The sequence below is a fragment of the Paenibacillus sp. 1011MAR3C5 genome (assembly GCF_003591485.1).
Lineage (GTDB): Bacteria > Bacillota > Bacilli > Paenibacillales > Paenibacillaceae > Pristimantibacillus.
The window spans coordinates 671,918-695,983 of sequence record NZ_QZCF01000003.1 but is presented as its reverse complement, the minus strand read 5'-3'; the positions used below and the strand labels follow the sequence as shown (position 1 = coordinate 695,983).

20 protein-coding genes are annotated in these 24,066 nt (G+C 50.5%); 3 read left to right on the top strand and 17 right to left on the bottom strand.

Going from position 1 to position 24,066, the window contains the following annotated elements:
* Positions 1-34: 34 nt before the first annotated feature.
* The 3 genes from D3P07_RS12775 to D3P07_RS12765 all read right to left on the bottom strand — a co-directional run bounded on the left by D3P07_RS12775 (position 35) and on the right by D3P07_RS12765 (position 3,844).
* Positions 35-1,303 (bottom strand): DUF2087 domain-containing protein, encoded by a 1,269-nt coding sequence (locus tag D3P07_RS12775; protein ID WP_119800593.1) that lies wholly within the window; start codon positions 1,301-1,303, stop codon positions 35-37.
* A gap of 153 nt (positions 1,304-1,456) precedes the next feature.
* Positions 1,457-2,683, bottom strand: a complete 1,227-nt coding sequence (locus D3P07_RS12770) for an MFS transporter (protein WP_119800592.1) — start codon at positions 2,681-2,683, stop codon at positions 1,457-1,459.
* Between the two features lie 72 nt (positions 2,684-2,755).
* Complete coding sequence (locus D3P07_RS12765) at positions 2,756-3,844, bottom strand: lactonase family protein (RefSeq protein WP_119800591.1); 1,089 nt, start codon at positions 3,842-3,844, stop codon at positions 2,756-2,758.
* A 165-nt stretch (positions 3,845-4,009) separates the two neighbouring features.
* On the opposite strand from D3P07_RS12765, the gene D3P07_RS12760 reads away from it, so the two are divergent.
* The 3 genes from D3P07_RS12760 (at position 4,010) to D3P07_RS12750 (ending at position 6,214) form a co-directional block, all read left to right on the top strand.
* Entirely contained in the window at positions 4,010-4,342 is a 333-nt protein-coding gene (locus D3P07_RS12760) for a LytTR family transcriptional regulator DNA-binding domain-containing protein (RefSeq protein WP_119800590.1), read from the top strand.
* Between the two features lie 125 nt (positions 4,343-4,467).
* Entirely contained in the window at positions 4,468-5,475 is a 1,008-nt protein-coding gene (locus D3P07_RS12755; RefSeq protein ID WP_119800589.1) for an aldose 1-epimerase, read from the top strand.
* 202 nt (positions 5,476-5,677) lie between these two features.
* On the top strand, positions 5,678-6,214 hold the full coding sequence (locus D3P07_RS12750; protein WP_119800588.1) for an NAD(P)H-dependent oxidoreductase: 537 nt from the start codon (positions 5,678-5,680) through the stop codon (positions 6,212-6,214).
* Here D3P07_RS12750 and D3P07_RS12745 read toward each other — a convergent pair.
* The 14 genes from D3P07_RS12745 to D3P07_RS12680 form a co-directional block, all read right to left on the bottom strand.
* Positions 6,189-6,554 (bottom strand): winged helix-turn-helix transcriptional regulator, encoded by a 366-nt coding sequence (locus D3P07_RS12745; protein WP_119800587.1) that lies wholly within the window; start codon positions 6,552-6,554, stop codon positions 6,189-6,191. The two genes, D3P07_RS12750 and D3P07_RS12745, sit on opposite strands and share 26 nt — an antisense overlap.
* A gap of 15 nt (positions 6,555-6,569) precedes the next feature.
* Positions 6,570-7,514, bottom strand: a complete 945-nt coding sequence (locus D3P07_RS12740) for a helix-turn-helix transcriptional regulator (protein WP_119800586.1) — start codon at positions 7,512-7,514, stop codon at positions 6,570-6,572.
* A gap of 268 nt (positions 7,515-7,782) precedes the next feature.
* Positions 7,783-9,582 (bottom strand): ABC transporter ATP-binding protein, encoded by a 1,800-nt coding sequence (locus D3P07_RS12735; protein WP_119800585.1) that lies wholly within the window; start codon positions 9,580-9,582, stop codon positions 7,783-7,785.
* Positions 9,583-9,716: 134 nt separating this feature from the next.
* Positions 9,717-10,823: a substrate-binding domain-containing protein gene (locus D3P07_RS12730; protein ID WP_119800584.1), complete on the bottom strand. Its 1,107-nt coding sequence runs from the start codon at positions 10,821-10,823 to the stop codon at positions 9,717-9,719.
* Positions 10,824-10,894: 71 nt separating this feature from the next.
* On the bottom strand, positions 10,895-11,656 hold the full coding sequence (locus tag D3P07_RS12725; RefSeq protein ID WP_119800583.1) for an SDR family NAD(P)-dependent oxidoreductase: 762 nt from the start codon (positions 11,654-11,656) through the stop codon (positions 10,895-10,897).
* A gap of 187 nt (positions 11,657-11,843) precedes the next feature.
* Entirely contained in the window at positions 11,844-12,716 is an 873-nt protein-coding gene (locus D3P07_RS12720; protein ID WP_119800582.1) for an ABC transporter ATP-binding protein, read from the bottom strand.
* A 3-nt stretch (positions 12,717-12,719) separates the two neighbouring features.
* Positions 12,720-15,596: an ABC transporter permease gene (locus D3P07_RS12715; RefSeq protein ID WP_119800581.1), complete on the bottom strand. Its 2,877-nt coding sequence runs from the start codon at positions 15,594-15,596 to the stop codon at positions 12,720-12,722.
* Between the two features lie 77 nt (positions 15,597-15,673).
* Positions 15,674-16,693, bottom strand: a complete 1,020-nt coding sequence (locus D3P07_RS12710; RefSeq protein ID WP_182914295.1) for an efflux RND transporter periplasmic adaptor subunit — start codon at positions 16,691-16,693, stop codon at positions 15,674-15,676.
* On the bottom strand, positions 16,677-17,369 hold the full coding sequence (locus D3P07_RS12705; RefSeq protein WP_259391473.1) for an ABC transporter ATP-binding protein: 693 nt from the start codon (positions 17,367-17,369) through the stop codon (positions 16,677-16,679). The genes D3P07_RS12710 and D3P07_RS12705 overlap by 17 nt, the downstream gene beginning before the upstream one ends.
* A gap of 396 nt (positions 17,370-17,765) precedes the next feature.
* Positions 17,766-19,595, bottom strand: a complete 1,830-nt coding sequence (locus tag D3P07_RS12700) for an ABC transporter ATP-binding protein (protein ID WP_259391472.1) — start codon at positions 19,593-19,595, stop codon at positions 17,766-17,768.
* A gap of 2 nt (positions 19,596-19,597) precedes the next feature.
* Positions 19,598-20,335, bottom strand: a complete 738-nt coding sequence (locus tag D3P07_RS12695; RefSeq protein ID WP_220482021.1) for a PadR family transcriptional regulator — start codon at positions 20,333-20,335, stop codon at positions 19,598-19,600.
* Positions 20,336-20,521: 186 nt separating this feature from the next.
* Positions 20,522-21,454: an AEC family transporter gene (locus D3P07_RS12690; RefSeq protein ID WP_119800577.1), complete on the bottom strand. Its 933-nt coding sequence runs from the start codon at positions 21,452-21,454 to the stop codon at positions 20,522-20,524.
* Positions 21,455-21,737: 283 nt separating this feature from the next.
* Positions 21,738-23,228 carry a methyl-accepting chemotaxis protein gene (locus D3P07_RS12685; RefSeq protein ID WP_119800576.1) on the bottom strand — a complete coding sequence of 497 codons (1,491 nt, stop codon included), beginning with the start codon at positions 23,226-23,228 and terminating at the stop codon, positions 21,738-21,740.
* Complete coding sequence (locus D3P07_RS12680) at positions 23,225-23,797, bottom strand: hypothetical protein (RefSeq protein WP_119800575.1); 573 nt, start codon at positions 23,795-23,797, stop codon at positions 23,225-23,227. Before D3P07_RS12680 ends, D3P07_RS12685 begins: the two co-directional genes overlap by 4 nt.
* Positions 23,798-24,066: the final 269 nt, after the last annotated feature.

The window sequence follows — 24,066 nt, the reverse complement described above, 5'->3', positions numbered from 1 at the left end:
CTCCGCTACCTATCCGATAATTTTCCAGTCAAATCTAATGATAACCTTGTTCTCCATATGGCTTCAGCTTCTCCAGCCATTCCTCCTTAAGGCGTTCTACCTTGCGTTTGTAGTCTCTGGCTACGCTCGCAAGCTCATTGCCTTCCGTATCATATACATCTCTGTAATCATAGCGGATATCTTCCTCGGTTTTAACCGTCTCAAGGATGAGATACGTAAAGGCCTCGCGTCCGAATTGCTTCCATTCCTGCTGCAATTTTTTGTTCATATGGGAGCCCAGGCCCAGGATAAATTGCTCCTTGCTCCATAGTCCGTCCATATTGGTGGATGCTCCAATATACATCCGCCCATTCATGTTGTTTTTAATTCCATAGACGCCCATCGCACGAACGCGCTCCTGATATTCCGCCGTCATCGCCTTGCGGGCCGCTTTGTCCGGCTTGTTCCTGCTCTTCTGCTCATTCCCATTGCTTCCAATAGCCGTTGTTTCCGCTTGTACCTTCTCTCTTTCTTTCACCTTGCTCCCATCCTTTCCGATGATCGGTATCCAGTAAGCAGATCCGTCAACTTCGCGGTCCAAAAACCCGTATTCCACCAAATATCTGCGCAGCGTCACATATTGATCGTCGGAGAATCTAATCAGCCGCTCATTCACTTCCCCTTCCGTATACCGTTCACCCAGCTTGAAATAAGATGCCATATGACGGAGCAACGCCACCTTGCGCTTTTCTTTGCTCGGTATGGACGCGAGCGGCCCGTCAAGACCGTCCGGCAGATACTGTCGGAGGACCCCTTTATATTCCTCTTCCGTAATGGCAAAGCGCTCATCCATTACCGTAGCCGTACGGTGAACGGGCATGAATTTCGGGATATTATCGACGCAGCTCTCCATCAGCTCCATCACAGCCAGCAGCAGCTTCGCCTGCTTGGCCTTCTCTTTCAACACGAACCGGTGATTGCGAATCGTTGAGGCACTGCCGCCCGTGCGCTGTACAATCTCGCGATCCGACAGCCCTTGCGCAAAGTCGCTGACCAGTTGCTTCTGTACAACCGTCAACCCCGTTGCTTTCTTGTCCAGACTGAGCAAATATTCCAGCATGGAGCCGTGTGCGGATTGAACATGATACCCCGCATACTTGGCTGCGTTAAAAAATCGGTCCGAGCCCGGCAGCTTAAATACTTCCCCATCTTCAAACTGTTCTCCGCACAGCAGGCAACAATAGCTCTGCAGGCGGCCATCATATAGATACCCTTGCTTAATCTCCTCGCTCGTAGCGTTCCAGAAGCGCTCATCCATATCCATAACTTCACGTCCTTATATAGACATTTTACAATTATGTTTACTTAATTTATAGATATAATATCAAAATGTTTGTTTTTAATCAATATAAGTTCAAAAAAAGGCTGGACCCCATGGTCCAGCCTAGCCTTGTAACAAAAGCCTATTGCCTGCGTCCTACTGCATTTCCTTGCGATCCTTCGGCAGCCATAAGGCCAGCAATCCGAAGAGCGGCAGGAAGCTTGCAAGCAGCATTACAAATTCCATACCCCGTACATCCGCTACGTTGCCCAGAATGACGGAGCCGAGCGCCCCCATGCCAAATGCCAGGCCCGTAATTAGACCCGAAGCCGTTCCAACCTTGCCGGGCATTAGCTCCTGCGCATAGACCACGCTAACGGAGAAGCCCGATTGCAGGATAAAGCCAAGCAAAGCAATGACCGGATAAACCCAGCCAAGCGGCAGATGCGGCAAGATCAAGGCGAATGGCGCCGCTCCCAGAATAGAGATAAGCATCATCTTCTTGCGTCCGATCCGATCGGCAAGTATGCCGCCGATAAATGTGCCTAGAACGCCGAAGATCATGAACAGGAACAGCAGTACCTGCGCCGACTGGATCGTCAGCGTGTAGGCGTCCCGTGCGTAGAACTGATAGAAGCTACCTATCGCCGCACCATACCACGACCTCGCGAAAACGACCAGCAATAAGATAGATAGCGCAATGGCGACAACCCGATTATTCGCAGTGCTGCCAGCCTTCGAATGGGACGCATTTTTCTTCGGCATCTTCCCGCCATGCTCCGCGAGTTTTGCCGCGTACCACGGCACTACTTTGAACAAAACCGCAATCGCGAGCCCCGCCAGCAGCATCCCCCACGCCGCTCCGCGCTGTCCTAGCGGAATAAAGATTACAGCTGTCATAATCGGTCCAAGCGATTGTCCGAAGTTGCCACCAACCTGATAGATGGACTGCGCGAATGCACGCCTGTTTCCTGCTGCCATATGGACGACACGCGAGCCCTCCGGATGGAAGACGGCGGATCCCAGTCCGACGAATACAACCGATAATAGCAGCAGTGCGTAGTTAGGCGCTAACGCAAGACCCGCCATACCGGCCATACTGCACAGCATGCCCACCGGCAGCATCCAAGGGCGCGGCCATCGATCCGACAGTGCGCCCACCACAGGCTGCATTATAGACGAGGTCATATTGAGCGTAAAGGCGATCCATCCGATCTGACCGTACGTAAGCTTCAGAGACTGCTCAAAAATCGGGAATAGCGCGGTAACCACCGTCTGCATGGCATCATTAAGCAAATGTACAGAACTGATGGCAAACAACATGGTATAGACAGTTGCGGAACGCAGCGTATCTCCAGCCGTTTTTGCCGCTGGTTGGTTCATAGACAAAGAATAGGACCTGCCTTTCATACCTCTCATGATGATTTCACTTGATGCTTGTTACTCTATTAGAAATTATAGGCCAAACCGGATGCAGACCGGAATGTTGAGCTCCAGCTCATGTTCCGTTGGAGACAGGGTCCCTTGCTCTTGATCTCTGCGGAATACGGCAATATTGTTTGTCTTTCCGTTAGCTACCAGCACGTAGTTGCCGTCCGGTGTCATACCGAAGTTGCGCGGCAGCTCGCCGCCGCAGCCAATATGCTGTACAGGTGAAAGCTCACCCGTCTCGGACGAAATGGCAAATACGGCGATGCTGTTATGTCCGCGATTGGAGCTGTAGAGATAGCGTCCGTCGGAAGAGACGTGAATATCCGCTGAGTCATTGTAGCCGTCATAGCCTTCAGGCAAAGTAGAATAGGTTTGCTCAACGCTGAGGACGCCAGCCGCCCGATCGATTCTCAGCAAGGTTACGCTGGATGCCAGCTCATTCGCAACATAAGCGGCGTCTAGCACCGGATGATACGCAATATGTCTCGGTCCGGCTCCGCCGAAGAACTTGGCTTCGTCCGTTTTTACCAACGCTTGTCCTTCATGCCGATACGTTACAACCGCGTCCATGCCGAGATCTACCGCGCATACCAACGATGTGCCGGGCACCGGTGATACACAATGCGCATGCGGCTTTTCTTGCCTGTCGGCGATTGGACCAGGCTCGCATTCATGCTGCATGACGGCGGAAGCTGCCTCCAGCTCTCCGTCAGCTGTGAGCGGATGCAGCGAGACGCTGCCTCCTGTGTAATTAGCGGCATAGAGCGCCGTACCCGCTTCGTTGACGCTGATATAACAAGGATGGGCACCTAATGTGGAAGCCAGGCTTGTAACTTCGCCTAGCAGGCCCGAATCCGGCTGAATAGCGATGGCCACAACTTCACCGCCGGCAACGCCATTTGATTGCTCGATTTCCTTGGCGGCATACAATCGCTTCCCTTCAGGATGCAAGGAGAGGAATGATGCGTTCTCAACTCCCTCCACACGCTGCACGACGCTAAGCGCACCAGTTTCCTTGTCTATTTTGCATACATGGATGGTCGCATCCTTCTTCTCGCCATACGAACCTACATAGAAAATCCCCTCGTTCCAGCCGTTTGCATCCGCACTCATGCTAACCCAACCTTTCTCCTATTAATTCCCTAATGTGAACATAGCACATGCCATGAAGTCATACAATGTCTTTTTTCAGAATATAGCTTCACAGACAGGCGATAATATGATACAATGTAAGCGCTAACATTTCAGGTGATCAATTTTCTTAAGGGGGATTTTGTCATGAATGTTGCGCTAAAGGAACGAAATGTGTACGAGGAATTTGACGTAGAGTCGGATGTGCTCTATTTCAAGCTTGGGATGCAGGGACTCGTCAGCTTCCATGGCAGAAATTATAATAGAAAAAAAAGAATGACTGCCGAAGAATTGAAGAATCTGATTTCCAAACGAAACTTTGTTCAAATCAGTTCTTCCTGCTACATAAACACCGCGAAGATTTCATCGGTGGGTAGCGGAACGGTCTACTTTGGCCCGCAGCATTCCGATGCCAAGCAACTGCCGGTCAACCGCCGGAAGCAGCAAGAGATTCAACAGCTCATCTCCAAGCGTCAATAGTTGACCACCCATTCAGTTCGTACGACAGGCAACCGTCCGATTCTATCTAATCGGACGGTTGTTCAATTTCCCGGACCCTGCTATTCTAGCAATAACCGTTATTTAATCGAGGAGGACTACACTTAATGACAGCACATAACAAAGCCTTCGAGCAACCTTATTACGACGAGCCGGCCGTTTGGCTGGAATGGGGCCCTTATCAGGCAGCAGTATTGCCCCGGGCAGGCGCCAATCTGATCGCCTTCCGCGATACGGAGATGCACTACTCCGTTTTAAGAGAACCAGCCGCCGATGAGATGGATCTCTTCCGGTCCAATTCCGTCGTCTACGGTATACCGGTTCTGTTTCCTCCGAACCGTTATAAGGATGGCACGTTCACATGGAACGGCCGCACGTATACGTTCCCCATCAACGAGGAGCGTACAGGTAACCATCTTCATGGCTTCTTCCTCGATTCTGTCTGGAGCGTGGACAGCTTCGGCTCCAACAGTCAAGAGAGCTTCGTAAGCCTCAGCATCACGATTGAAGAAGGTCATCCGATCTATGCTTACCTCCCTCACCGCTTCACCATTCAGCTTCGCTATTCGCTTAGTATGAACGGCTTATTGCAGCATGTCATTGTCAAAAATAACGGCGAAGATGCTATGCCATGCATGCTCGCTTTCCATACGACGATCAATGCGCCTTTCGCACAGGGGAGCGCACCGGAGGATTATCACTATACCATGACGATAGACAAGCGCTGGGAGCTGGATGAACGCATGCTGCCGACAGGCAAGCATCAGCCGCTTCTTCCTGAAGAGGAGCTCATGAAGACAACCGGTCTGTCCCCGTTTTGGGAGCCTATGGACAATCATTATACTAGCGCCGCGAACGCAAGCGGCCGCCATGCAATGGAGCTGACCGATACGAGGGAAGGCGTCACACTGGTCTATGACGTTGGGGCTGCGTACAAGCACTGGATGATCTGGAACAACAAAGCGACCCCGGGCTTCTTCTGTCCCGAGCCGCAGATCAATCTGGTCAACGCGCCTAACGTCGATCTTCCGCAAGAGCAGACAGCGCTCCTGACGCTTGAGCCGGGCTGCATATGGGAAGCGACCAGCCGTTTTTATTTCCGATCCGCTAAGTAATCATTTCTGGAAGCATGCTTCCAACTAAGCAAAACGCCTCTTTCCGAGGCGTTTTTTTATATGCAAGATTTGGGGCACTTCAATCAAAAATCAAATCTATAGCTAACCTTTATGTAAGTATGTGAAAAAAATGTACGTACTTACAAAATAATTGTGGAGGCTATATACTCATCATGCAATAAAAATTAAGGAGGACAACGCTATGAAAACACTTGTTATCGTCACACATCCCCATATTGAAACCTCGCTTATCAATAAAAGATGGGTAGAAGAGCTTAAACAATACCCGGAGAAATACACGGTCCATGAACTGTACAGCGTATACCCGGATGGAAATATAGATGTAACACGGGAACAGGCATTAATTGAAGAACATGGCGACCTCGTTTTACAATTTCCAATTTACTGGTTTAATTGTCCGCCTCTTCTTAAAAAGTGGCTGGATGAAGTATTTCTGTATGGGTGGGCCTATGGTTCGAAGGGCGATAAGCTAAAAAACCGAAAAATAGCCTTGGGTGTATCTGCGGGAATTAAACGAGAAGATTATAGCGAAAATGGAAAATATAAATTTACACTAGAGGAAATCTTGGTCCCCTTCGAAACAACGGCGATGTATTGCGATGCTGACTACCGTTCATTCTATGCCTTCTATGGTACTGAAAACGGAACTTCCTCAGAGGACCTGAAAAAAAGCGCGCGTGATTACATGAGCTTTATTGATCAATTGAAGTTGCAGTGACTTCTTGCAATTTGTTCTGCTCTCCCCACTCACACATCATATGCAGCAAAGGAATGAGGGAGAGACCGCGATCAGATAATGAGTACTCCACCTTGGGAGGAACTTGAGGATATTCCTTTCTAATAATCAGCCTATCCGCCTCAAGTTCTTTCAGCATTAGGCTTAGCGTCTTGAATGATATTGTCCCTATGCTCCGTTTGAGTTCGTTGTGCCGCATGACCTTATTTTCTGATAACCAATACAAAATAATCATTTTATATTTGCCGCCTATTAAAGACAGCGTATGCCCAAAGCCGGTAGCTTTAATAGCGACTCCTGTCGGTACGCAGGTTTCTTTCATCATGACATTCTCCCCTTACTCCTCGTATTTTCGCATGAGCGCGGACAGCTTCAGTCTAATGGCATCCAGCAACTCCGGCGGACTTGCAACCACTGCTTCGTCGTCCAGCCGAATCATGAATGAAGCCAGAAACGGCAAATCCGCTTTGGCTGATTCTCCTTCCAGCCACCCCGTCCCATTCTCGCGAACATGAAGCAGAGACAGCGTCCACGGTTCGGCCTCGCACATCTGGACGCCCAGCCTCGTAAGTTCCGCTTTGATCTGAACGGTATCCCCTATTGCAGAATGCTCCTTCTCCCTATTGCCTAGATGAATATGACGACGGTCAATCGGAGCCATATCTGACTGAGTAACGCCATGCATCCGATCGCAGCGGAATACCCGATTGCCCCCGGTCTGAAAGCAATACGCCGGACAATACCATAGTCCGCTATGCGTATAGATGCCGATCGGCTGTATGTCCCTGCTCGATATGCGATTACGCGACTCATAATCAATTCGGAGCACACTCTGATTCATCGACGCATCCAACAGGACAGCCAGATGCGGCGAGCCTGTTCGCCTGACCGGTGTTACAAAGTCGACGCGATCCCTCATTTGATCAATACGGTCTCGAATATCCTGCGGCATGAATTGATAGAACTTGGCGAGCGCCGAAGAAGCCTCCGCTTCAAACGGAAGATCCGGATAATGCCGAAGCCCATGTATGGCGAAAAAAATCGCAAACGCCTCTCCCTCCGTAAAGGCAATAGGAGGAAGAATTCGCTCCTTCAGGATCCGGTAGCCGCCATGCGGCCCGACTTCCGAGTATAGCGGTACGCCCAGCTCGCTTAGCTCTTGCAAATCGCGCAATATCGTCCGTGTCGACACGCCGAATTGCTGTGACAACTCCTTTACGGTAAATGTCCGCATGCGATTGACAGCCATCATTAATTCCAGCAGTCTTTTGGATTTCGGCATATTCCCGCTCCTCCTTACTATTAACCATGACAATAGTTGTCACTATCATGCGTTATGATGAGTCAAGAGTCAAGTTCAGCTTGAACGTGCAATGAAGGAGGATGAGTAGCAATGGATGCAAAGCAATGGTTTCTGAACGACGTCGATCTCGGACTCATGGCCGATTGATTGCTGTTGGAAGAAGCTTCTGCCAACCCCAATCATAAAAAAGGACGAAGTCGCTGCTCCGTCCTTTTCTCTCCTGCTATTCTATCCCTTATTGATGCTGCTAGAGCTGAAGCTTCTTCAGTTGATAGAACTCGCCTTCCGCTGCCATAAGCTCCTCGAATGTACCCACTTCCGCAATCCGTCCCTGCTTCATGACAACAATGCGATCGGCGTCGCGAATCGTAGAGAGTCGGTGGGCAACGATAAACGTTGTTCTGCCTTTAATCAATTGCTGCATCGCCTTCTGGACATGGAATTCGGATTCATTGTCGAGAGCGGAGGTCGCTTCGTCGAGTATAATCACTTGCGGATCGCGGATAAGCGCCCGCGCGATCGCAATGCGCTGCCGCTGGCCGCCGGACAGCTTGCCGCCATGCTCGCCGACAAGCGTATCGATGCCATTCGGCAGACGGTCGATAAAGTCCCTCAAATTTGCCATCTCGATTACGCGCTGAATCTGTTCTTCCGTAATATCGTTCAGGCCATACGTAATGTTGTCGCGGATTGTGCCCGAGAACAAAATATTCGTCTGCGGAACAACGGCAAGATGCTTCCGGTAGCTCCGCAAATCGATGGAGGACAGATCGATGCCGTCGACGAGCACCTTGCCCGCCGTCGGCTGCAGAAATCCAATAACAAGATTCAGGATCGTCGATTTTCCCGCTCCCGAAGCACCTACGAAAGCGATACATTCACCTGGCTTGATATCAAGCGAAACCTGCTCAAGGACATGATGCTCGCTGCCGGGATACGACAGCTCCACATCCTCAAAGCGAAACTCGCCGCGCACATCGGACAGCTTTGTCTTGCCCTTGTTGTCTTCAATGTCCTGAGACATCAGAATTTCGCGTATCGAAGAGATCGATTCCAGCCCCTTCGCCAGCTGCGGGTAGATCGTAATAAGACCTGTAATAGATGTAAGAATCATACCGAAGTAGCCTTGGTAGAGCACGACATCGCCTACTGGAATCTGGCCCGTATACGCCAAATAGGCAGTGAACATTAAGCAGAACACTTGGAAGATTTGAAACGATACCCAGTTCGACGCGCCGAAGTATGCTTCTACGATATCCAGCTGATAGCCTTTGCCTTGGATGACGCGCAGCGTGGAATCAATCTTGCGGATTTCGACCTTTTCGAGTCCATGCGCCTTCGTAACGGGGATCATCTCGACCATCTCCGATACGCGTGAGGACATCTGCTCGATCTCTTGCCGGAATTCCTTGTTCTTCTGCTTAATCTTGCGTCTGAATATCGTAACAAGAAATACAGACATCGGAATCGTTAATATAAAAAATGCCGATACAAGCCAGCTGTACGTTGCCGTAATCGCAAAGGCGATCACGATGTTCAGTATCGCAGGCATCAGCGCAATCATAATTTGCTTCGACATCATCTCCACCGCTTCTACGTCGCGAAGCACCTTCGACTGAAGCTTGCCCGCCGGAAGCTCCCGGTGCGAGTTGATGGAGAGCTGCTGCAGCTTGCGCACCAACGCGCTTCGCAGACCCGCTTCCACGAAACGAATCGCGCGGCTGAGGAACGAAATATACGCCGCATGAGTCGGTATATTTTGCAAAATAACGACCATTACAACAGCAAAGTTGATCCATAGGCCGCTGACGGGATGATTCACAGGATCAGTCGCGATATTAATAATATTCGCCGTAACGATAGGCAACACATAGACCGGCGAGCTCTTGATCACGAGAAACAGGAGCGATATCGCCAAATTTAAAAAATTCCCTTTATAAATAGACAGCAAAAACGTAAGAGGCGTCGCTTCCCTCTCAAGCGCCGCCTGCTCCAGCGTACTTCCCAATGATGCACCCGGTCTTGTTCCGGCTATGCTTTCAGCCATCCATCTCATCCTTCCGCAGCTTGCCTATTCCGTTAATCTCTCTCAACAGTATGCTACGGCAACCATCATACGCCCAAAAGGATAAGGTGTAAATGTGTGATTGTGCGATGCTTTTATTCGATTGTGCTGTGTTGCTAATCCCTATCCGGCTTGCTGTGCCGTTCGGCAGTCCTGTCCCCATGCACGGGATACGTCGTGCCTCGGTAAAGCAAGTCGCAGGTCAGCATAATTTTCTCCAACGGTTCGTTTTTGTTCGCTATACGTCCGAGTAGCCGCTCTACCGCTTTTTTCCCTAACGCTTCTTTGGGTACATGAGCAGTCGTCAACGGCGGATCGATTCGATAGGCATCTTCAATATTATCGTAGCCTGTTACCGAGATTTGCTCCGGAACAGATAGTCCGAGCTCCTCAAGCGCACGAATCGTCCCGATCGCAATTAAGTCATTGGCGCATACCAGCGCCGTCGGCAAGGCTTGACGGTTCATGCATTCGATAGCCCATCGCTTGACGGATGCCATATGCTCAGCCTGTTCCAGCCCATCGGGAGACAGCAACAAATCATCCTTGGCCAGCTTCCTCGCCTCCGGCAGCCGTTCCTCCAGAGCGGAGCGGAAGCCAAGAAAACGATCCAAAAAGCTTCGTGAATACGACACATTCCCGATGAACATCATTCGCCGATGTCCCATGCCAATCAGATGCTTTGTTAGCCGATAGACACTTTCATAGTTGTTGGCAAATATCGTATCCGTCGGGATTAACGCATCCTCATGATCCACCAGAACCATCGGCAGGCCGATCCGATGCACTTCCAGCAGCAAGGAGGTCGATATCTCGCCGACACCGATTAAACCCAAGATTCCGCTTGGATTAAGGATGTCGACGAAATGCTCCACGCTCTGCTCCGACACGATAATCATTCCGTAGCCGTCCTGCTCCAGTCTGGCCGATATACCATCCATGACTCGTCCCCAATAGAGTGATTCCTTCGTCTGGAACCGGATATTGGGCATAAGCAGCAGCACCGACTGGCGGTTCTTGGACGCGTCAGCCATCGGCTCCGTCTTCGCGGCATGCATATGCGCATGCTTCTGTGTGAAATATCCCAGCTGGGTGGCCGCCGCGATGACACGCTCTCTCGTAGCTTCGCTGACCCCTCCCTTGCCGGAAAGTGTCTTCGATACGACGAATTTTGATACGCCCACCGAATCGGCAATCTGCTGCATCGTTATTTTGTTGGACACGGCTTATTCCCCCACTTTCCGCATTGTTATGCGTTTTACTGAAGAGTTGGCATTCGAATTTGAGTCGACTATTAGATCGCAGGCATAACATTGCCGCCATTCACTGGAAGGTATGCCCCTGTAATAAAACTGGACAAGTCCGATGCCAGGAAGGCTACTGCATTCGCAATCTCCTGATCTGTCCCTCTTCTCCTCAGCGGCACGTTGCTGCTGTATGCCTCGTTAATCTCACTATTGTTGTCCCTGTCCCGATCGCTAATCGTCCAGCCAGGCGCTATTTGGTTCACTGTAATTTGGTATTCGCCTACTTCCTTCGCAAGCACACGATAAAGTCCGTCCATCCCCCTCTTGCCGGCGGTATATGCGGACTGTGTCGCGTAATTCTGCATCGCACATTCGGTATTAATGCCGATCAGTCTGCCATATCCCGCTTCTTTCATCGCCGGGAGAAATGCCTTTGCCAGAAAGACGCTTTGGAGCACGCAGGATTCGAATTGGCTGATGTAATCGGCAGCCGGCTGCTCCAGAACGGTCGTCCATTGGTACTGAACAACTGCATTGGCCACCACAATATCGATGGATCCCAAGGTTGCCGATATTTCTTCCTTCATTCGCAGCACGTCATCTTCACGCGTCACGTCTGCTTGCACTGCAACTGCGTGTCTTCCCTTTGCCTCGATTTCCACTTTCAGTTCCGCAGCCTTCTGTTCATTAGAATGATAATGAATAGCGATATTCGCTCCGCATTCAGCCAGCGTGCGGGCCATGACGCGTCCAAGATCTCCCGTTGCACCTGTAATCAGCACATTTTTTCCGGTCAATTCAATCTTCATATCCGTTTCTCTCCTCGCCTAAACATATTTGTTAGATTCGTTATATAACTTATTATCGATCACACTAACAAATTGTCAATAAGTTATCGAAGATGGGCACGGTAAAAAAAAGAAGCTTATTCGCCGCAGAATGCCAGCTCTGCATGACAGCCTGACTTTCATTGCCGAATAAGCTCCCGGGTTGATCCTACTCCTTATCTTCAGGAGGAAGAATAACGATCTTGCCTTCATTCATCTCCACTCTTACTTTATTGCTATTCTTCAGTCCGATCGTCTCCAGATAGGCTGCCGGTACCTGAAGCCTTCCCGCCTTGTCCAGAATCGCGTATTCGACATGCGAGCTGCCTTCCATCTCCAGCTCTGCGAGCTCCTCCGCATAAGAGCGCTTGCGCAGCATTTCCGAGGAAATTTTCCCGTCTCGAATCGCGGCTACCCGATCTACTTTTTTGGCTAGCTCCGGATCATGCGTGACGATTACGATCGTAATGCCGATGGAACGGTTCAGCTCACGGAACAAATCCAGAATTTGATTCGACATCTTCGAATCGACGGAGCCTGTCGGTTCATCCGCAAGCAACAGCTTGGGATGGTTGGCGAGCGCGATCGCAATTGCTACGCGCTGCTGCTCGCCGCCTGAGAGCTGATACAGCTTATTGTTCGCCCGATGGCTTAGCCCTACCGCCTCCAGCAGCTCCTTCGCCCGATAGCGCTTGCGGCTGCCGGTCAGCAGAATGGGAAGCTCGACGTTCTCCTGAGCGGTCAAGTAAGGAATCAGGTTGCGGGCATTATTCTGCCAGACAAATCCTACGCTCTTGCGTTTGTAGCGAACCAGATCCCGCTCCTTGAACTTCAGCATATCCTTGCCGTCGACAATGAGCTTGCCTGCTGTCGGCCGGTCCAAGCCCCCAAGCATATTCAGAAGCGTCGATTTGCCGCTTCCGCTGTTGCCGATAATCGCCATCAGCTCGCCGGATTCGATCTGAAGATCCAGGCCCTGCAGGGCAAACACTTCCAGGTCCGCCGTTTTATATATTTTCACTAGTCCTTCGCAATGGATCATACCTTAATCCTCCCCGAGTTTCAGAGCCTGGTGGATACGGAGTCTGGACAGCATATATGCCAGAATGCCGATGCCGATGGTGAGCATAATGCCTACCATCCAATAGATACGCACCATGTCGCTCGGATCGATCTGCACGAGGAACGGCGGCACGAGGCTGCTTGGATTAAATACGATCTGGAAGTTCGGCACATAGAGCATGCTTGCCAGATTGCCGACAATGATGCCGAGCATAACGGCAACGCCGGATGTAAGCAACTGCTCAATGGCCAGCATAGCGATCAGATTGCCTACCGATAATCCGATCGCTCTCAGTATGCCGTTCTGCAGCGTTCGTCCGCGCAGCGACAATACCCAATAGAGCAGGAAGCCGATAAAGCTGACCAGCAAGGAAATAACGAAGCCAAGGGTCAGAATCCCGTTAAGCGCCAGCAGGAACGGATCATTTTTGGCAAGAATCAAATCCTCTTTTGTATTCGTGATTTTGCTGACCGCCAGCTTGTTTTCTTCAATTCCCTTGTACAGGTCCGCAGTCGTAGCGTCAGGCTTCAGCTTGAGCCATACTTGATACGGCTCCATTGCCAGCTGAAGCTGGATGCGGGACAGGTGACCGACGATCAGCATCGGCGCCCTATTCGCACCTACAGAAACAATATTTGATGTCGGCATCGGATTGAAGGTCGGGAAGTAATCGATGACGCCGAATACGCGGAACGGCTGCTGCGTTACGCCCTCCCAGCCTATCCAGATCGTATCGCCCGCTTTGACTTTTTTCTGCTCAGCAAGCGTGCTTGAAATGAGAACCGCGTCGGATTCAGCAGCCATTAGATTCAAATAATCATTAAGCGGATAATCCATCAGCGAGTCCCGGAACCAGGTCGTCATGCCGAATTGATCCGTCTCAATCCCCATCAGCGTCACTTCAGCCGTATCCTTGTTGAACGTATAAAAGGCCTTTTCTTTCGTAAATACTTTCGCGCCATGCTCGACGCCAGGCAAATTCAGAAACGGCTCAAATGGCGGCTCCATGTAGTTGATGCGTTTGGGCACCGACGACGTGGAGTCTCCGCCGCCTCCCGGACCTCCGCCGATCGACGGCGGAGGCGGGGCGTCGTTGATCCAGTTCACGTTCAGCACGACATCTGCCCCGTTGCCGTATTGAATACGGTCCTCCGAATTCAGATTGATCGTTCTTGCCGCCGAGGCGCTGAATACGCCCGTCGCAATCGTCATAATCAAGAAGATCATAAGGAATTGATATTGGCTGCTGGAGCGGCCTACCTGAATCAACGTGGCGTAAATCGACGGCGGCCACCATTTCTTGCCGACCCAATAGACCAGTCTAAGCACCCACGGGTACAGTCTTAAGAGCAGCAAGCCGCCGCCCATAATAAACAAGGCCGGTACGATGAACTGCAGCGGATCGATATTGAGATCCGTCGTGCTAAGCCCCAGCGATTGCAAGTCCTTCAATCGGCTCTTGAAGGTGTACAAGCCATATATCGCAAGCCCCAAAGCGATAACATCAAGAAACAGCTTGTGCCAGATCGGCGTCTTCACCAGCCTTGCCATCTGCTGCTTATGATCGACGATGGAGACCCGCGTCGCATGAATAATAGGAATTAGGATAATGATCAGGCATGCCCCCGCTGCAATGGCACCGTACAAATAGGATTGTTCCGTAATACGGATGGGCAGATTGACGCGCTGGACAAACTCCATAAAGCCGTTGGAAGCGCCTAGTATCCTGGTGAGCCCGCCCCCCAGGAACGGACCGATCAGAATCGCAATGCCGCATAGCAGAAGCCCTTCCACGAAGTAGGCAGCGATGACCTGCCATCTCGCGGCGCCTCGGCTCCGCAGGACGGCGATTTCGCTCTTCTGCCTGCTCGCGATCAGATTCGATACCATGAACATATAAAATGCAAGCATAATAAGTACAGGAACGTTAAGCGCCCACATGAGCAAATTCAAATTAGCAGCCCGGAACAGGTAATAATCGATCGTATCGTACGCGATCGCATCCACCTTCATCTGATAAAGCGAGACATTCCGCAGAAGCGCTTGGCGCATCTGTTCATGCGTGTCCAGATAGGCGTTTACATGCCTGAACTCCATCTTCGTGTAATCCATTACGAGATACCAGCCAGCGCTCGTAATCGGAATGCTCTGGTCGCGCAGCATAAGCTGCTTGCCTGTCTCGAACGGCAAGATCAGGCTGGTGCTCATATCGCTCAAGTTGCCGTAACGGAAGTAAGGATCATCGTCCTCCAGCTTCTCGAAGACGCCAACGGGCTTGAACTTGATCGGAGCCGGCATCTTGTCGCTATGCACCAGAAACTCGGTGTTCAGCACGGTCTTGAACTGCACGAGAGCCCGCTCGGTCACAAGCACCTCATACACGCCGTCAACCGGGTTTGACGCAGGCATCTTGCCGTCTTTCAGCTTAATATGCTTCTCCAGATCGCTGAACGCTTTGACCGTCACCGCTTGTGAATTACGATCGGTGATCTCTTCGGGATCATCCGCCTGCTTCATCCTGAGCGAGGTAGACGCCACATCGTTCACCAATTCCTGAACAGGAAGCTGGAAGCCCGGGGCTCCTTCCGTCTTGATGAACGTATCGTAGCGATCGAACATTCCGTTAAAGCGCTCCGGCTTGTCTGTAAAGCTCATTGTTGAATAGACGGCGCCAGGATATTGATTGGATACTTCCTGCCAGCGTTCCAAATCCTTCTTGAGCATGCGAGACAGGATGCCTTCCGAATAAATCGGCATGCTGCTGACAAGCGCCACGGACATAAGTATGCCGATGAGCAAGCTGAAAACAAGCCATTTGTTCTGCACCATCTTGCGGATAATCATAACAAACAAAGCCATGCAACTAACCTCCCAGGTCCAAAGGCATTACAACAAACAGCTGAACGAACCCGTCGTCCCGCGCAAATACCTATCTATTACTGGAGCACGATCAACTGGCCTTCCTCAAGACCCTTCGTAATTTCCACTTCGGTCGAACCCACGATTCCCTGCTCGACATCGACCTCGCGTATTTTGTCCCCATCCTCCAGAATGCGCACGAAGGTCCGGCCCAAGTAATTGCGCAAGCCGCTGCGAGGGATAAGCAGAACATCTTCCTTCTCTTGCAATCGAATCGTAACATCCGATTTCGTGCCGATTGTAGCCGACTCCGGAAGCGCGTCTGGCTCTACGTACACATGCGAAGCATAACGGGACCGCAGAATCTCGTCATCCGTCTGCGGTGCGCTGCTTGGCGTCTGTGTAACTTTGCCCTCAACAAGCTCCGTACCGAATTTCAACGAAGCGTTGAAGCCCACGGTGACCTTCATCGCATCGGAAGACGTATCAATCTGGAATGATACGCGGAGCTTGGAAGGATCTGATATCATGACGATCGTCTCGTACGGCTTGACTTCATCGCCTTCTGCAATCGGCGCGACAAATGTAACCCTGCCGTCCATTGTCGCAAGCAGCTGCTTGTTGCTGTACGACTCCTGCAGCCGGTTATATTTGATCTGGTCAATCTCATATTGCAGCTGCGCGATGCGCATTCCTTCCTCGTCCTCTGCAAGCTTGGCTTCACGAAGCTTCTTCCGGGATACGAGCATATTCATCTCCAGCGTACGCAAATTAACATCCATATCGCCTACGTCCAACTGAACAAGCGGGTCGCCTTTCTTCACATCGTCTCCTGCTCGGACGAATACTTCCTTGACGCGGCCGCCTTCGGCTGTAAATTCAACGGCATCAGAGAAATAAGATTCAAGCGTGCCATTGCCCTTTACTTCTTGGGCAATCGCCCCCTTCACAACAGGTGTCGTGCGGTAGTTTTCTTGCGGCGGCTTAACAAGCGGCGGCTTAAGCGGCTCCTCCTCCGCTGGAAGCAGCGAGCAGCCGGATAACGCGATTACGAATATAAGTGCCAGGAATGCTTTGGATTTAAGTCGGAACCACAATTTGTCCATCCTCCAATTCATACACATGATCAACAATCTCCATAATAGCCGGATCGTGGGTGGTCATGATGATGGTCATCCCCGCTGTCTCCACCAAGTTACGGAATACTTTCATGATTTGCAGCCCTGTTCTGCTGTCCAGCTCGGCTGTCGGTTCGTCTGCGAGAAGCAGGCTTGGCTTATGCGCGATAGCTCTCGCAATGGCTGTCCGCTGCTGCTCGCCCCCCGACATCTCGAACGGGCGATGATGCATCCGCGGGGTCAGCCCTACGTGATCCAGCGCCGCGATGGCGGCCGACTTCCTCTCGGACGCGGGGTAACCCGATACCCGAAGTACAAATTCTACATTCTCGTAAGCCGACATCAGGGGAATTAATGCAAAGGATTGAAAGATAAGCCCCATTCTCGTACGCCTGATATTATCGCGTTCTCCATTTGATAGAGAAGACAGCTCCTTTCCTTCGAACAATATGGAGCCGTCGCTTGGGCGGTCCAGCGCGCTTAGCAGATTGATCAGCGTTGTTTTGCCAGAGCCCGATCTGCCTTTAAAAGCGATAAGCCCCCCTGAGGGAATATGAAGATTGACACCCTTCAAGACGTGAACAGCTCCTGAGCCTCTCCCAAAAGTCCGTTTGATACCGCTTGCTACAATGATGTCCGATGATGCTGGCTCCATCGCTTTCGCCTCCATCTCTCGTTAAAAACGTTTACAATATACTTTTCTTCCCATTCTACCTTTCCATACTTGGGAGTACAAGTGATTTTATAGCAACTTATTAGCATAAATACACTAACAGGAAATCATCCATAAGTATAAATAATCGTCCATAATTATCAATTTTTCACTGCCTCTTATTCGATGTAAGAACTTCATCTATCCAATATGGCTGACATATCGTTATTTTTGATTGTTTTTTTCTTTTTTTCAGCAAGACGGCGGTATTTTCGTTATGGTCATGAAGCTAACAGACTAACGTTTTACGTCCCATTTCTGCTCCCATTCACAAAAAAAAGCTCCCAGCCTGAACGTTATCAGGTCCGAAAGCCTCTTTTTCCTTCAAAAAGGTTATTCTCAATTCGTATGAACGACTGGAAATTGCATTTCGTACAGCTCGCTGTATCTTCCGCCTCTCTTCAGGAGAGAGGCGTGGGTGCCATGCTCCTCGACTCTCCCGTTCTCCAGCACGTAGATTCCGTCGGCTTGCTGAATCGTGGACAGGCGATGGGCAATAACGAGGCATGTTCGTCCTTTAAGCAGCTCCGCCAGCGCAGTCTGAATCATTTGCTCCGATTCCGTATCCAGGGAAGCTGTTGCTTCGTCCAGAATTATCATTTTCGGATTTTTAAGCAGAGCCCTCGCAATAGACAGCCGCTGCTTCTGGCCGCCGGACAGCTTGACGCCCCGTTCGCCGATCTGCGTATCATAGCCATCCTTAAAGCTCTCGATAAATTCCGCAGCATAGGCTGCCTTCGCTGCAGCCCTTACTTCTTCATCCGTCGCATTCTGATTGCCGTAGCGGATATTCTCCGCGATCGATCCGTTGAACAGAACAATATCCTGCGTCACGATGCCAATCTGCTCCCGCAGGGAATCCAGCAACACATCGCGCACATCGTATCCGTCGATCGTTATGCTTCCTTCACTCACCTCATAGAATCTTGTAATGAGATGGGCGATCGTCGTTTTACCCGAACCGGATGAGCCGACCAGCGCCGTCACTTCACCCGGTTTAAGCTCTAGATCAAAGCCGCTCAGCACCTCGTCCTCCCTATTGCCCGAATACGAAAATGTCACATCGTGAAATTGGATATGGCCATTCATAGAAGGCAGCTCGGCCGCGCCGGGTTTATCTGTAATCTCAGGCTCCGTATTCATGACTTCAACGATGCGTTCATACGCGGCAGCCGCTTGCTGGATGGAATTGAGAATACGGCTGAAATGGCGGATCGGATTTTGCAGAAGCCGCAGATATGCGATAAAAGCGACGACCGTACCGACGGTCATCGATCCTTTCATCGCGAGCCACGCGCCGAATACGAGCACGATAGCCAAGCCTATAAAATTAATAAAATCAATGATAGGCTCATATGCCGCACGCAAGCGGGTCACCTGCACATTCGCATCCATATTGCGCTGCGTCCGCTCGGAGAAGCGCTCCGACTCATATTCTTCGGCTGTAAAGGATTTGATCATTCGAATGCCCGTCAGCGTATTTTGCAAATGGTCGCTGACATCCGCGAGTGATTCCTGAACTTTGCGGAACGACGTACGGATGCGTTTGCCGAATACACGGGTAGTCAAAATCATAAATGGAAACGTCGCTAGCAGCATCAAGGTCAGTTTCCAATCAATAAACATCATATAGGCGGCAATGGCGGTAAAGGTAAACACGTCGGTAAACAATTGCATCATGCTGGATGAAATCAGCTGCTGCAGCACACTCACATCATTCGTTACCCTCGACATGAGATCACCGGTCCGATTGCGGTCATAGTAGGCGACATCCAGCCTCTGCAGATGCCGATACAGATCGTTGCGCAGCCGGTAAAGCACCTTTTGCCCGATCGCAGCCATAACCGATGTGCTCAAGTAACGCAGTAAGCCGAGCGAGATTGCCGCTCCGATAATACCTGCGCCGATATAAAACAACTGGCTGAACAGCTTCTGATCAATGACTGTATCGATCGTATATTTGGTCAGCTGCGGCACGACAAATTCAAGCAGCGAGATTAGAATGATGCATGCCAGAGCGGTAACAAGCGCCTTCCATTCTGTGCGGGCGTGCTCAAAGATTCGTAAAAACATCGCAAAAATACTTGCCGGCTTCACTTTTTCCCCTGTACCGAACTTGCGAGATACCCTACCTTTGGCAGGGCTTTGATAACCTCTCTCTCCCATCATCCTCACTTGCCCTCCGTCAATCCGTGCAATGCTTCTCTTAACTCATTCAAAATCTCGCGAAGGCGCTCCGCTTTAGCTGGAACCTCCATCGCCGCCCTCTCTGCTGTCTTTAGCTGGTGAAAGAGCTGTTTCCCGGCGGGAGTCAGCCTGCGATTACGGCCTTTGCTTTGCTCCTCGTCATGCTCAGCACGCGGAGATCCCAAAGCTCCATATTCGCAGTCTCCCCTTTCGGACCCGCGCCTGCCATGCCCGGCATAACCGTGGTGCCGCTCCCGCGAATGAAGAATATCCCCGCCACGGCTGAAGCGGCCGCCATCCTGGCCACGCATGGGCCATTCATCCTCATTGGGGGCTGACCTGGTTGTGCCTGGGGGATGAGTGTTGTCCGCTGACGAGTCCTTGTTCTCTTCACGTTCCTGCAGCAGAAACACTCTTCCGTCTTCCGTTATTTCAAATATCTTTTTTCCTGATTCCTTCTTAGCGGAGACAAACCCCTGATCGCTTAATAGCTGGAGTGTCGGATAAATGGAGCCTGCGGAGGGCTTATAAGTACCCGCCGATTGCTCCTCCAAATGTTTGATCATTTGATAACCATGCATAGGCTCGATCATCAAGAGTTCCAGCAAAGCGTATTTCACGCCGCCTCTCGAAAAAAACCTTCTACCGGATGAGCTCCACTCTCTGCCGTTTTCACGGTGCAAAAAAAGCTGTTCCTGCTCGTTCCATTCTTTATTCGTCACTTGCATCATCCTTTACGATATATCGTATTGTTTTATCGTTATTCTATACGATATATCGTTAACTTGCAATATAGCAGTTGAACGGCATATTAGTTGGAATAGCTTCCTCTTCATGAAGGCGCAAAAACAGCGCATATCTCTAATAAGATACGCGCTGTTCGGTTTGTTAATGGGTGGCTGCTGTCGCTACACCTCGATCCGCAGAAAGTAAATGACCGCTGTCACCGTGAAGATGCTGATGAGCGTAGAGACAAATACCGTTTGGGATGCAAACTCCTTCTCATTGTCGAACTCCACCGCGAGCAGCACGCTGCTGAGTGAAGTCGGCACCGCTGAGGAAACGATTAAAGCGGCGGCCGTCAGCTTGTCCAGACCCATGAGCCATACGGTCAGCCATGCTAGAGCCGGCCCTGCGATAAGCCTGAGAAACCCGGACAAGCTTACATCGACCATATGAGGGCGGCTTATCCGCCACTGCATGCTGCCCAGCTGAACGCCGAGCGTAATGAGCGCCGTCCCGATAAACGCATCGGCCAAGTAACCGACAGGAGTCGCAATCGGCTGCGGAATAGGCACTTCGAAGCCGCGCAGCAGAAAGGCGAGCGGTATGACATAAATAACAGGCATCGACAGGATGGTCTTCCACACCTGCCGCATATCCGTCTTATGAGCATTGACGCTGTAGACGCCATATGTATTAGGCACCAGCGACTGAGTCATCATGATCATCACCTGGATCGCCAGCGTCTCCTTGCTGCCTGCGAAGGCCAATTGATTCAGCGGCACGCCATAGTTGGCGCTATTATAGAACAATACGCTGTTGCGCATCGCACTCTTCATGCTGGGCTCATATCCTCTCGCCCGAATGGCCGCTTCCACCAATAGATACTGCCCAGCCATAAAGATGACGAAAAACAGCATCACCTGGCCAATTACACTAACTGAAATAGCCGTCCGATAGATGAGATCAAACATAATGGCGGGTGAAAACAAATAGAAATTAAGCTTCGAAAGCGTCTTAATATCCAGCGAAAAAGCCCGCTGCAATACGATGCCTAGCGCGACCATAATCCCCATTGGCAACACGTTTGTCACTAAGATGTGAAAAAAAATGTTCATGGCTGCATCCTGCTACTTTCCGATAGAAGTTGCGCTTTATTACGCTGGTTATAATTCTAAACCCGAGCAGCCCTCTCGTAAAGAAGCAGTTGCCTCACATGCCGACATATCCTCCTTGCCTCAATGCCGGTTGCGCGAGATCATGACAAGGAACACATACATCTCCATATGAATGGTCAAGACGCTTGGTATGAGCAATAATGGCCACTCCTGAAAAAAGAGCAACCATCTCCGGGTATCTTAAACACCTGATTCGCAAAAAAAAACGAAACGGTTCCTCCGCTTAACGCGATGGATTGCCTTCAGACAAATGCTTCAAGCCGGACACCAGCTCGTCCAACCGGATATATTCCTGCACCATCTTGGCAATCTTCATATGCTGTGTCTCCATACTTGCCATCACTTCCTCGACCGAAGCCATGTTCTGCTGCGTCGTTGCCGCGATGCTGTTGATTTCCTCTGCCATCGTTCCGTACCGCTGATTCAGTTTTTCGGCAAATTCGCCGACATCCATCGCCTGTTCACCCGTACGTTTCGCATTATCGTTCATCCCTTCGAACAGCTCCCGCGCCTGGCGCGTCACTTCACTGCTCTTGATGACCGTCGTCTGTTCCTGTTCCACATGCATATACACATCGTTGATCTGCTTGCGGATGGAGGAGAGAATGCTGCTAATCTCATCGGTCGACCTTCTCGAATGATCCGCAAGCTTGCGCACTTCACCGGATACGACTGCAAAACCTCTGCCATGCTCGCCGGCTCTGGCCGCTTCAATCGCTGCGTTCAACGCCAGCAAATTGGTCTGCTCCGCAATATCGCTGATCGTGTCTACGATACTAGTCACCTGTTCATTCTGGTGCTGGAGCGATTGCATCATGGCGACGGTTCCCGCAATCATGCTGCGAAGCTCTTCCATCTCCGTAGCAAGAACATCCATCTGCGCCTTATTCTCCTCGGCAAGATGAACATTCTCCTTCGAATAGCTGCGAAGAAGAGTCGCCCCTTCCAGCAGACGCCGGATGCCCTGCTCGATCTGCTGCGCGGAATCATTAATAGTAAGCACGCTTCCGGTCTGCTTCTCAATTGCCGTCGTCATTTCACCAAAGGTGCCCGTTACTTCGCGGGAGATCACACCGGTGGAATGCGCATGCTCCTGCTGCTCGCGGCTGAATTCCGTAAGCACGCCAATAGAATTGCGCAGCTGGACAAGCAGTTCCTCAGCAAGCTCCTTTGACGTTAGCGCTTCACGCTGGCGCTCTGTCACTTCCCTTTGCAGACGCTGGCTGAAGTGGGCGGAGAAAGCAAGGCCGATCGTTGCGAAGGCCAGATACAAATAGAGATAAGCCAACGACTCTCCAGGGAATAGACGCTCCTGATATTCAGGAACAATGAACAAATATGTACTTAGCCCCGCCCCTAGAATTCCGGTGAAAATAATCGGTTTATAATCCGAATAAAGCGTCATAATCGCCAAGTTGACGTAAACGAGGAAGTATGTGCTCACGATCGGGTTTGGGTCGGATAGGATAAGCAACGACACGATGATCGTCAAGTTGCAAGGCACCAAATATTTGACATATCGACTGCCCATATTCTTATAAGTCATAAGTGTTGCCGCGCCGCAGAGCACCGCGCCAACACCGGCAAGCAGCAAGATAAGCTCCATGCTCAAACCTATGACGATGTCGGTCAATATGCCAAGCCCGAGCAATCCCCATACGATTTTGACCAGGAGCCTGTTTCTCTTGTCCAACTCCGTTAACCTGTCAATCATCTAACATTCACCCGTTCCTCAAAAGTTAATAGCGTAGGATAACTTAGCCAATCGTAATTTTCCTTATGACGGTATATGTCTTCCATATGAAACAATACAGGAACGACATAGTCACCTTTGTAAAATACTTTCTCTCCTACTTTCTCTAGCGGCACCTTAAATGTAATTCTAAGCGCACGCAGAAAGACTGGCTCCAGCAAGGAAACAAAATATTTCATCTCTCTCTTCTCCGCACAGTATACGGCGGCTGACAGAATGTCTGACAGCATCGTGCCTTTGCTTCTGTACATCTTGAGCAATGCGATCTTATCAATCTCCGCTACTGCTCCGGCTGCCGATTGCACCTTTGGATGGTCGTGGAAAGGCGCGATTTCGTTAATGGGACTTAGAGCAATGTCGTATGGCTTAATCTCAGCCGTACCTCCTCCATATCCTTCCGTTGTCAGAATAAGATATTTGTCCAGAGCATGATCCGCAAACTCCAACTCGTAGCCTTTCTCTCTCCATACGGTTGTCCATATGCCGTTAAACATAGCCAGTTCCAGCTCATTCTCCACTTCCTTGAACATGAATCTCTTAACATGCTCCTTCCTCGATTAATTGTTAAATTATTGATATAAAACAGGAATGATCTGTATATTTATCGGATTCAACGTTCCTGTTTTTAATAATTTAAAAATTAATGTTAGTAAAATTGCCAATTTCGCCTTATTCACTTCGCTTTGTTTTACAGCTTCTTCACATATGAGTTGACCATCCGTGCTTTGCGCCGCTAGATTGCTATTCTCAAGAGGTTCGGGTTGTACATAACCATAACAATCCCTCGATTTTGTGGTCA

Coding starts and splice junctions, on each gene's coding strand:
- D3P07_RS12775 (WP_119800593.1), bottom strand. CDS start 1,303: ATGGATATGGATGAGCGCTTCTGGAACGCTACGAGCGAGGAGATTAAG.
- D3P07_RS12770 (WP_119800592.1), bottom strand. CDS start 2,683: ATGAACCAACCAGCGGCAAAAACGGCTGGAGATACGCTGCGTTCCGCA.
- D3P07_RS12765 (WP_119800591.1), bottom strand. CDS start 3,844: ATGAGTGCGGATGCAAACGGCTGGAACGAGGGGATTTTCTATGTAGGT.
- D3P07_RS12760 (WP_119800590.1), top strand. CDS start 4,010: ATGAATGTTGCGCTAAAGGAACGAAATGTGTACGAGGAATTTGACGTA.
- D3P07_RS12755 (WP_119800589.1), top strand. CDS start 4,468: ATGACAGCACATAACAAAGCCTTCGAGCAACCTTATTACGACGAGCCG.
- D3P07_RS12750 (WP_119800588.1), top strand. CDS start 5,678: ATGAAAACACTTGTTATCGTCACACATCCCCATATTGAAACCTCGCTT.
- D3P07_RS12745 (WP_119800587.1), bottom strand. CDS start 6,554: ATGAAAGAAACCTGCGTACCGACAGGAGTCGCTATTAAAGCTACCGGC.
- D3P07_RS12740 (WP_119800586.1), bottom strand. CDS start 7,514: ATGCCGAAATCCAAAAGACTGCTGGAATTAATGATGGCTGTCAATCGC.
- D3P07_RS12735 (WP_119800585.1), bottom strand. CDS start 9,582: ATGGCTGAAAGCATAGCCGGAACAAGACCGGGTGCATCATTGGGAAGT.
- D3P07_RS12725 (WP_119800583.1), bottom strand. CDS start 11,656: ATGAAGATTGAATTGACCGGAAAAAATGTGCTGATTACAGGTGCAACG.
- D3P07_RS12720 (WP_119800582.1), bottom strand. CDS start 12,716: ATGATCCATTGCGAAGGACTAGTGAAAATATATAAAACGGCGGACCTG.
- D3P07_RS12715 (WP_119800581.1), bottom strand. CDS start 15,596: ATGGCTTTGTTTGTTATGATTATCCGCAAGATGGTGCAGAACAAATGG.
- D3P07_RS12705 (WP_259391473.1), bottom strand. CDS start 17,369: ATGGAGCCAGCATCATCGGACATCATTGTAGCAAGCGGTATCAAACGG.
- D3P07_RS12700 (WP_259391472.1), bottom strand. CDS start 19,595: ATGATGGGAGAGAGAGGTTATCAAAGCCCTGCCAAAGGTAGGGTATCT.
- D3P07_RS12690 (WP_119800577.1), bottom strand. CDS start 21,454: ATGAACATTTTTTTTCACATCTTAGTGACAAACGTGTTGCCAATGGGG.
- D3P07_RS12685 (WP_119800576.1), bottom strand. CDS start 23,228: ATGATTGACAGGTTAACGGAGTTGGACAAGAGAAACAGGCTCCTGGTC.
- D3P07_RS12680 (WP_119800575.1), bottom strand. CDS start 23,797: ATGTTCAAGGAAGTGGAGAATGAGCTGGAACTGGCTATGTTTAACGGC.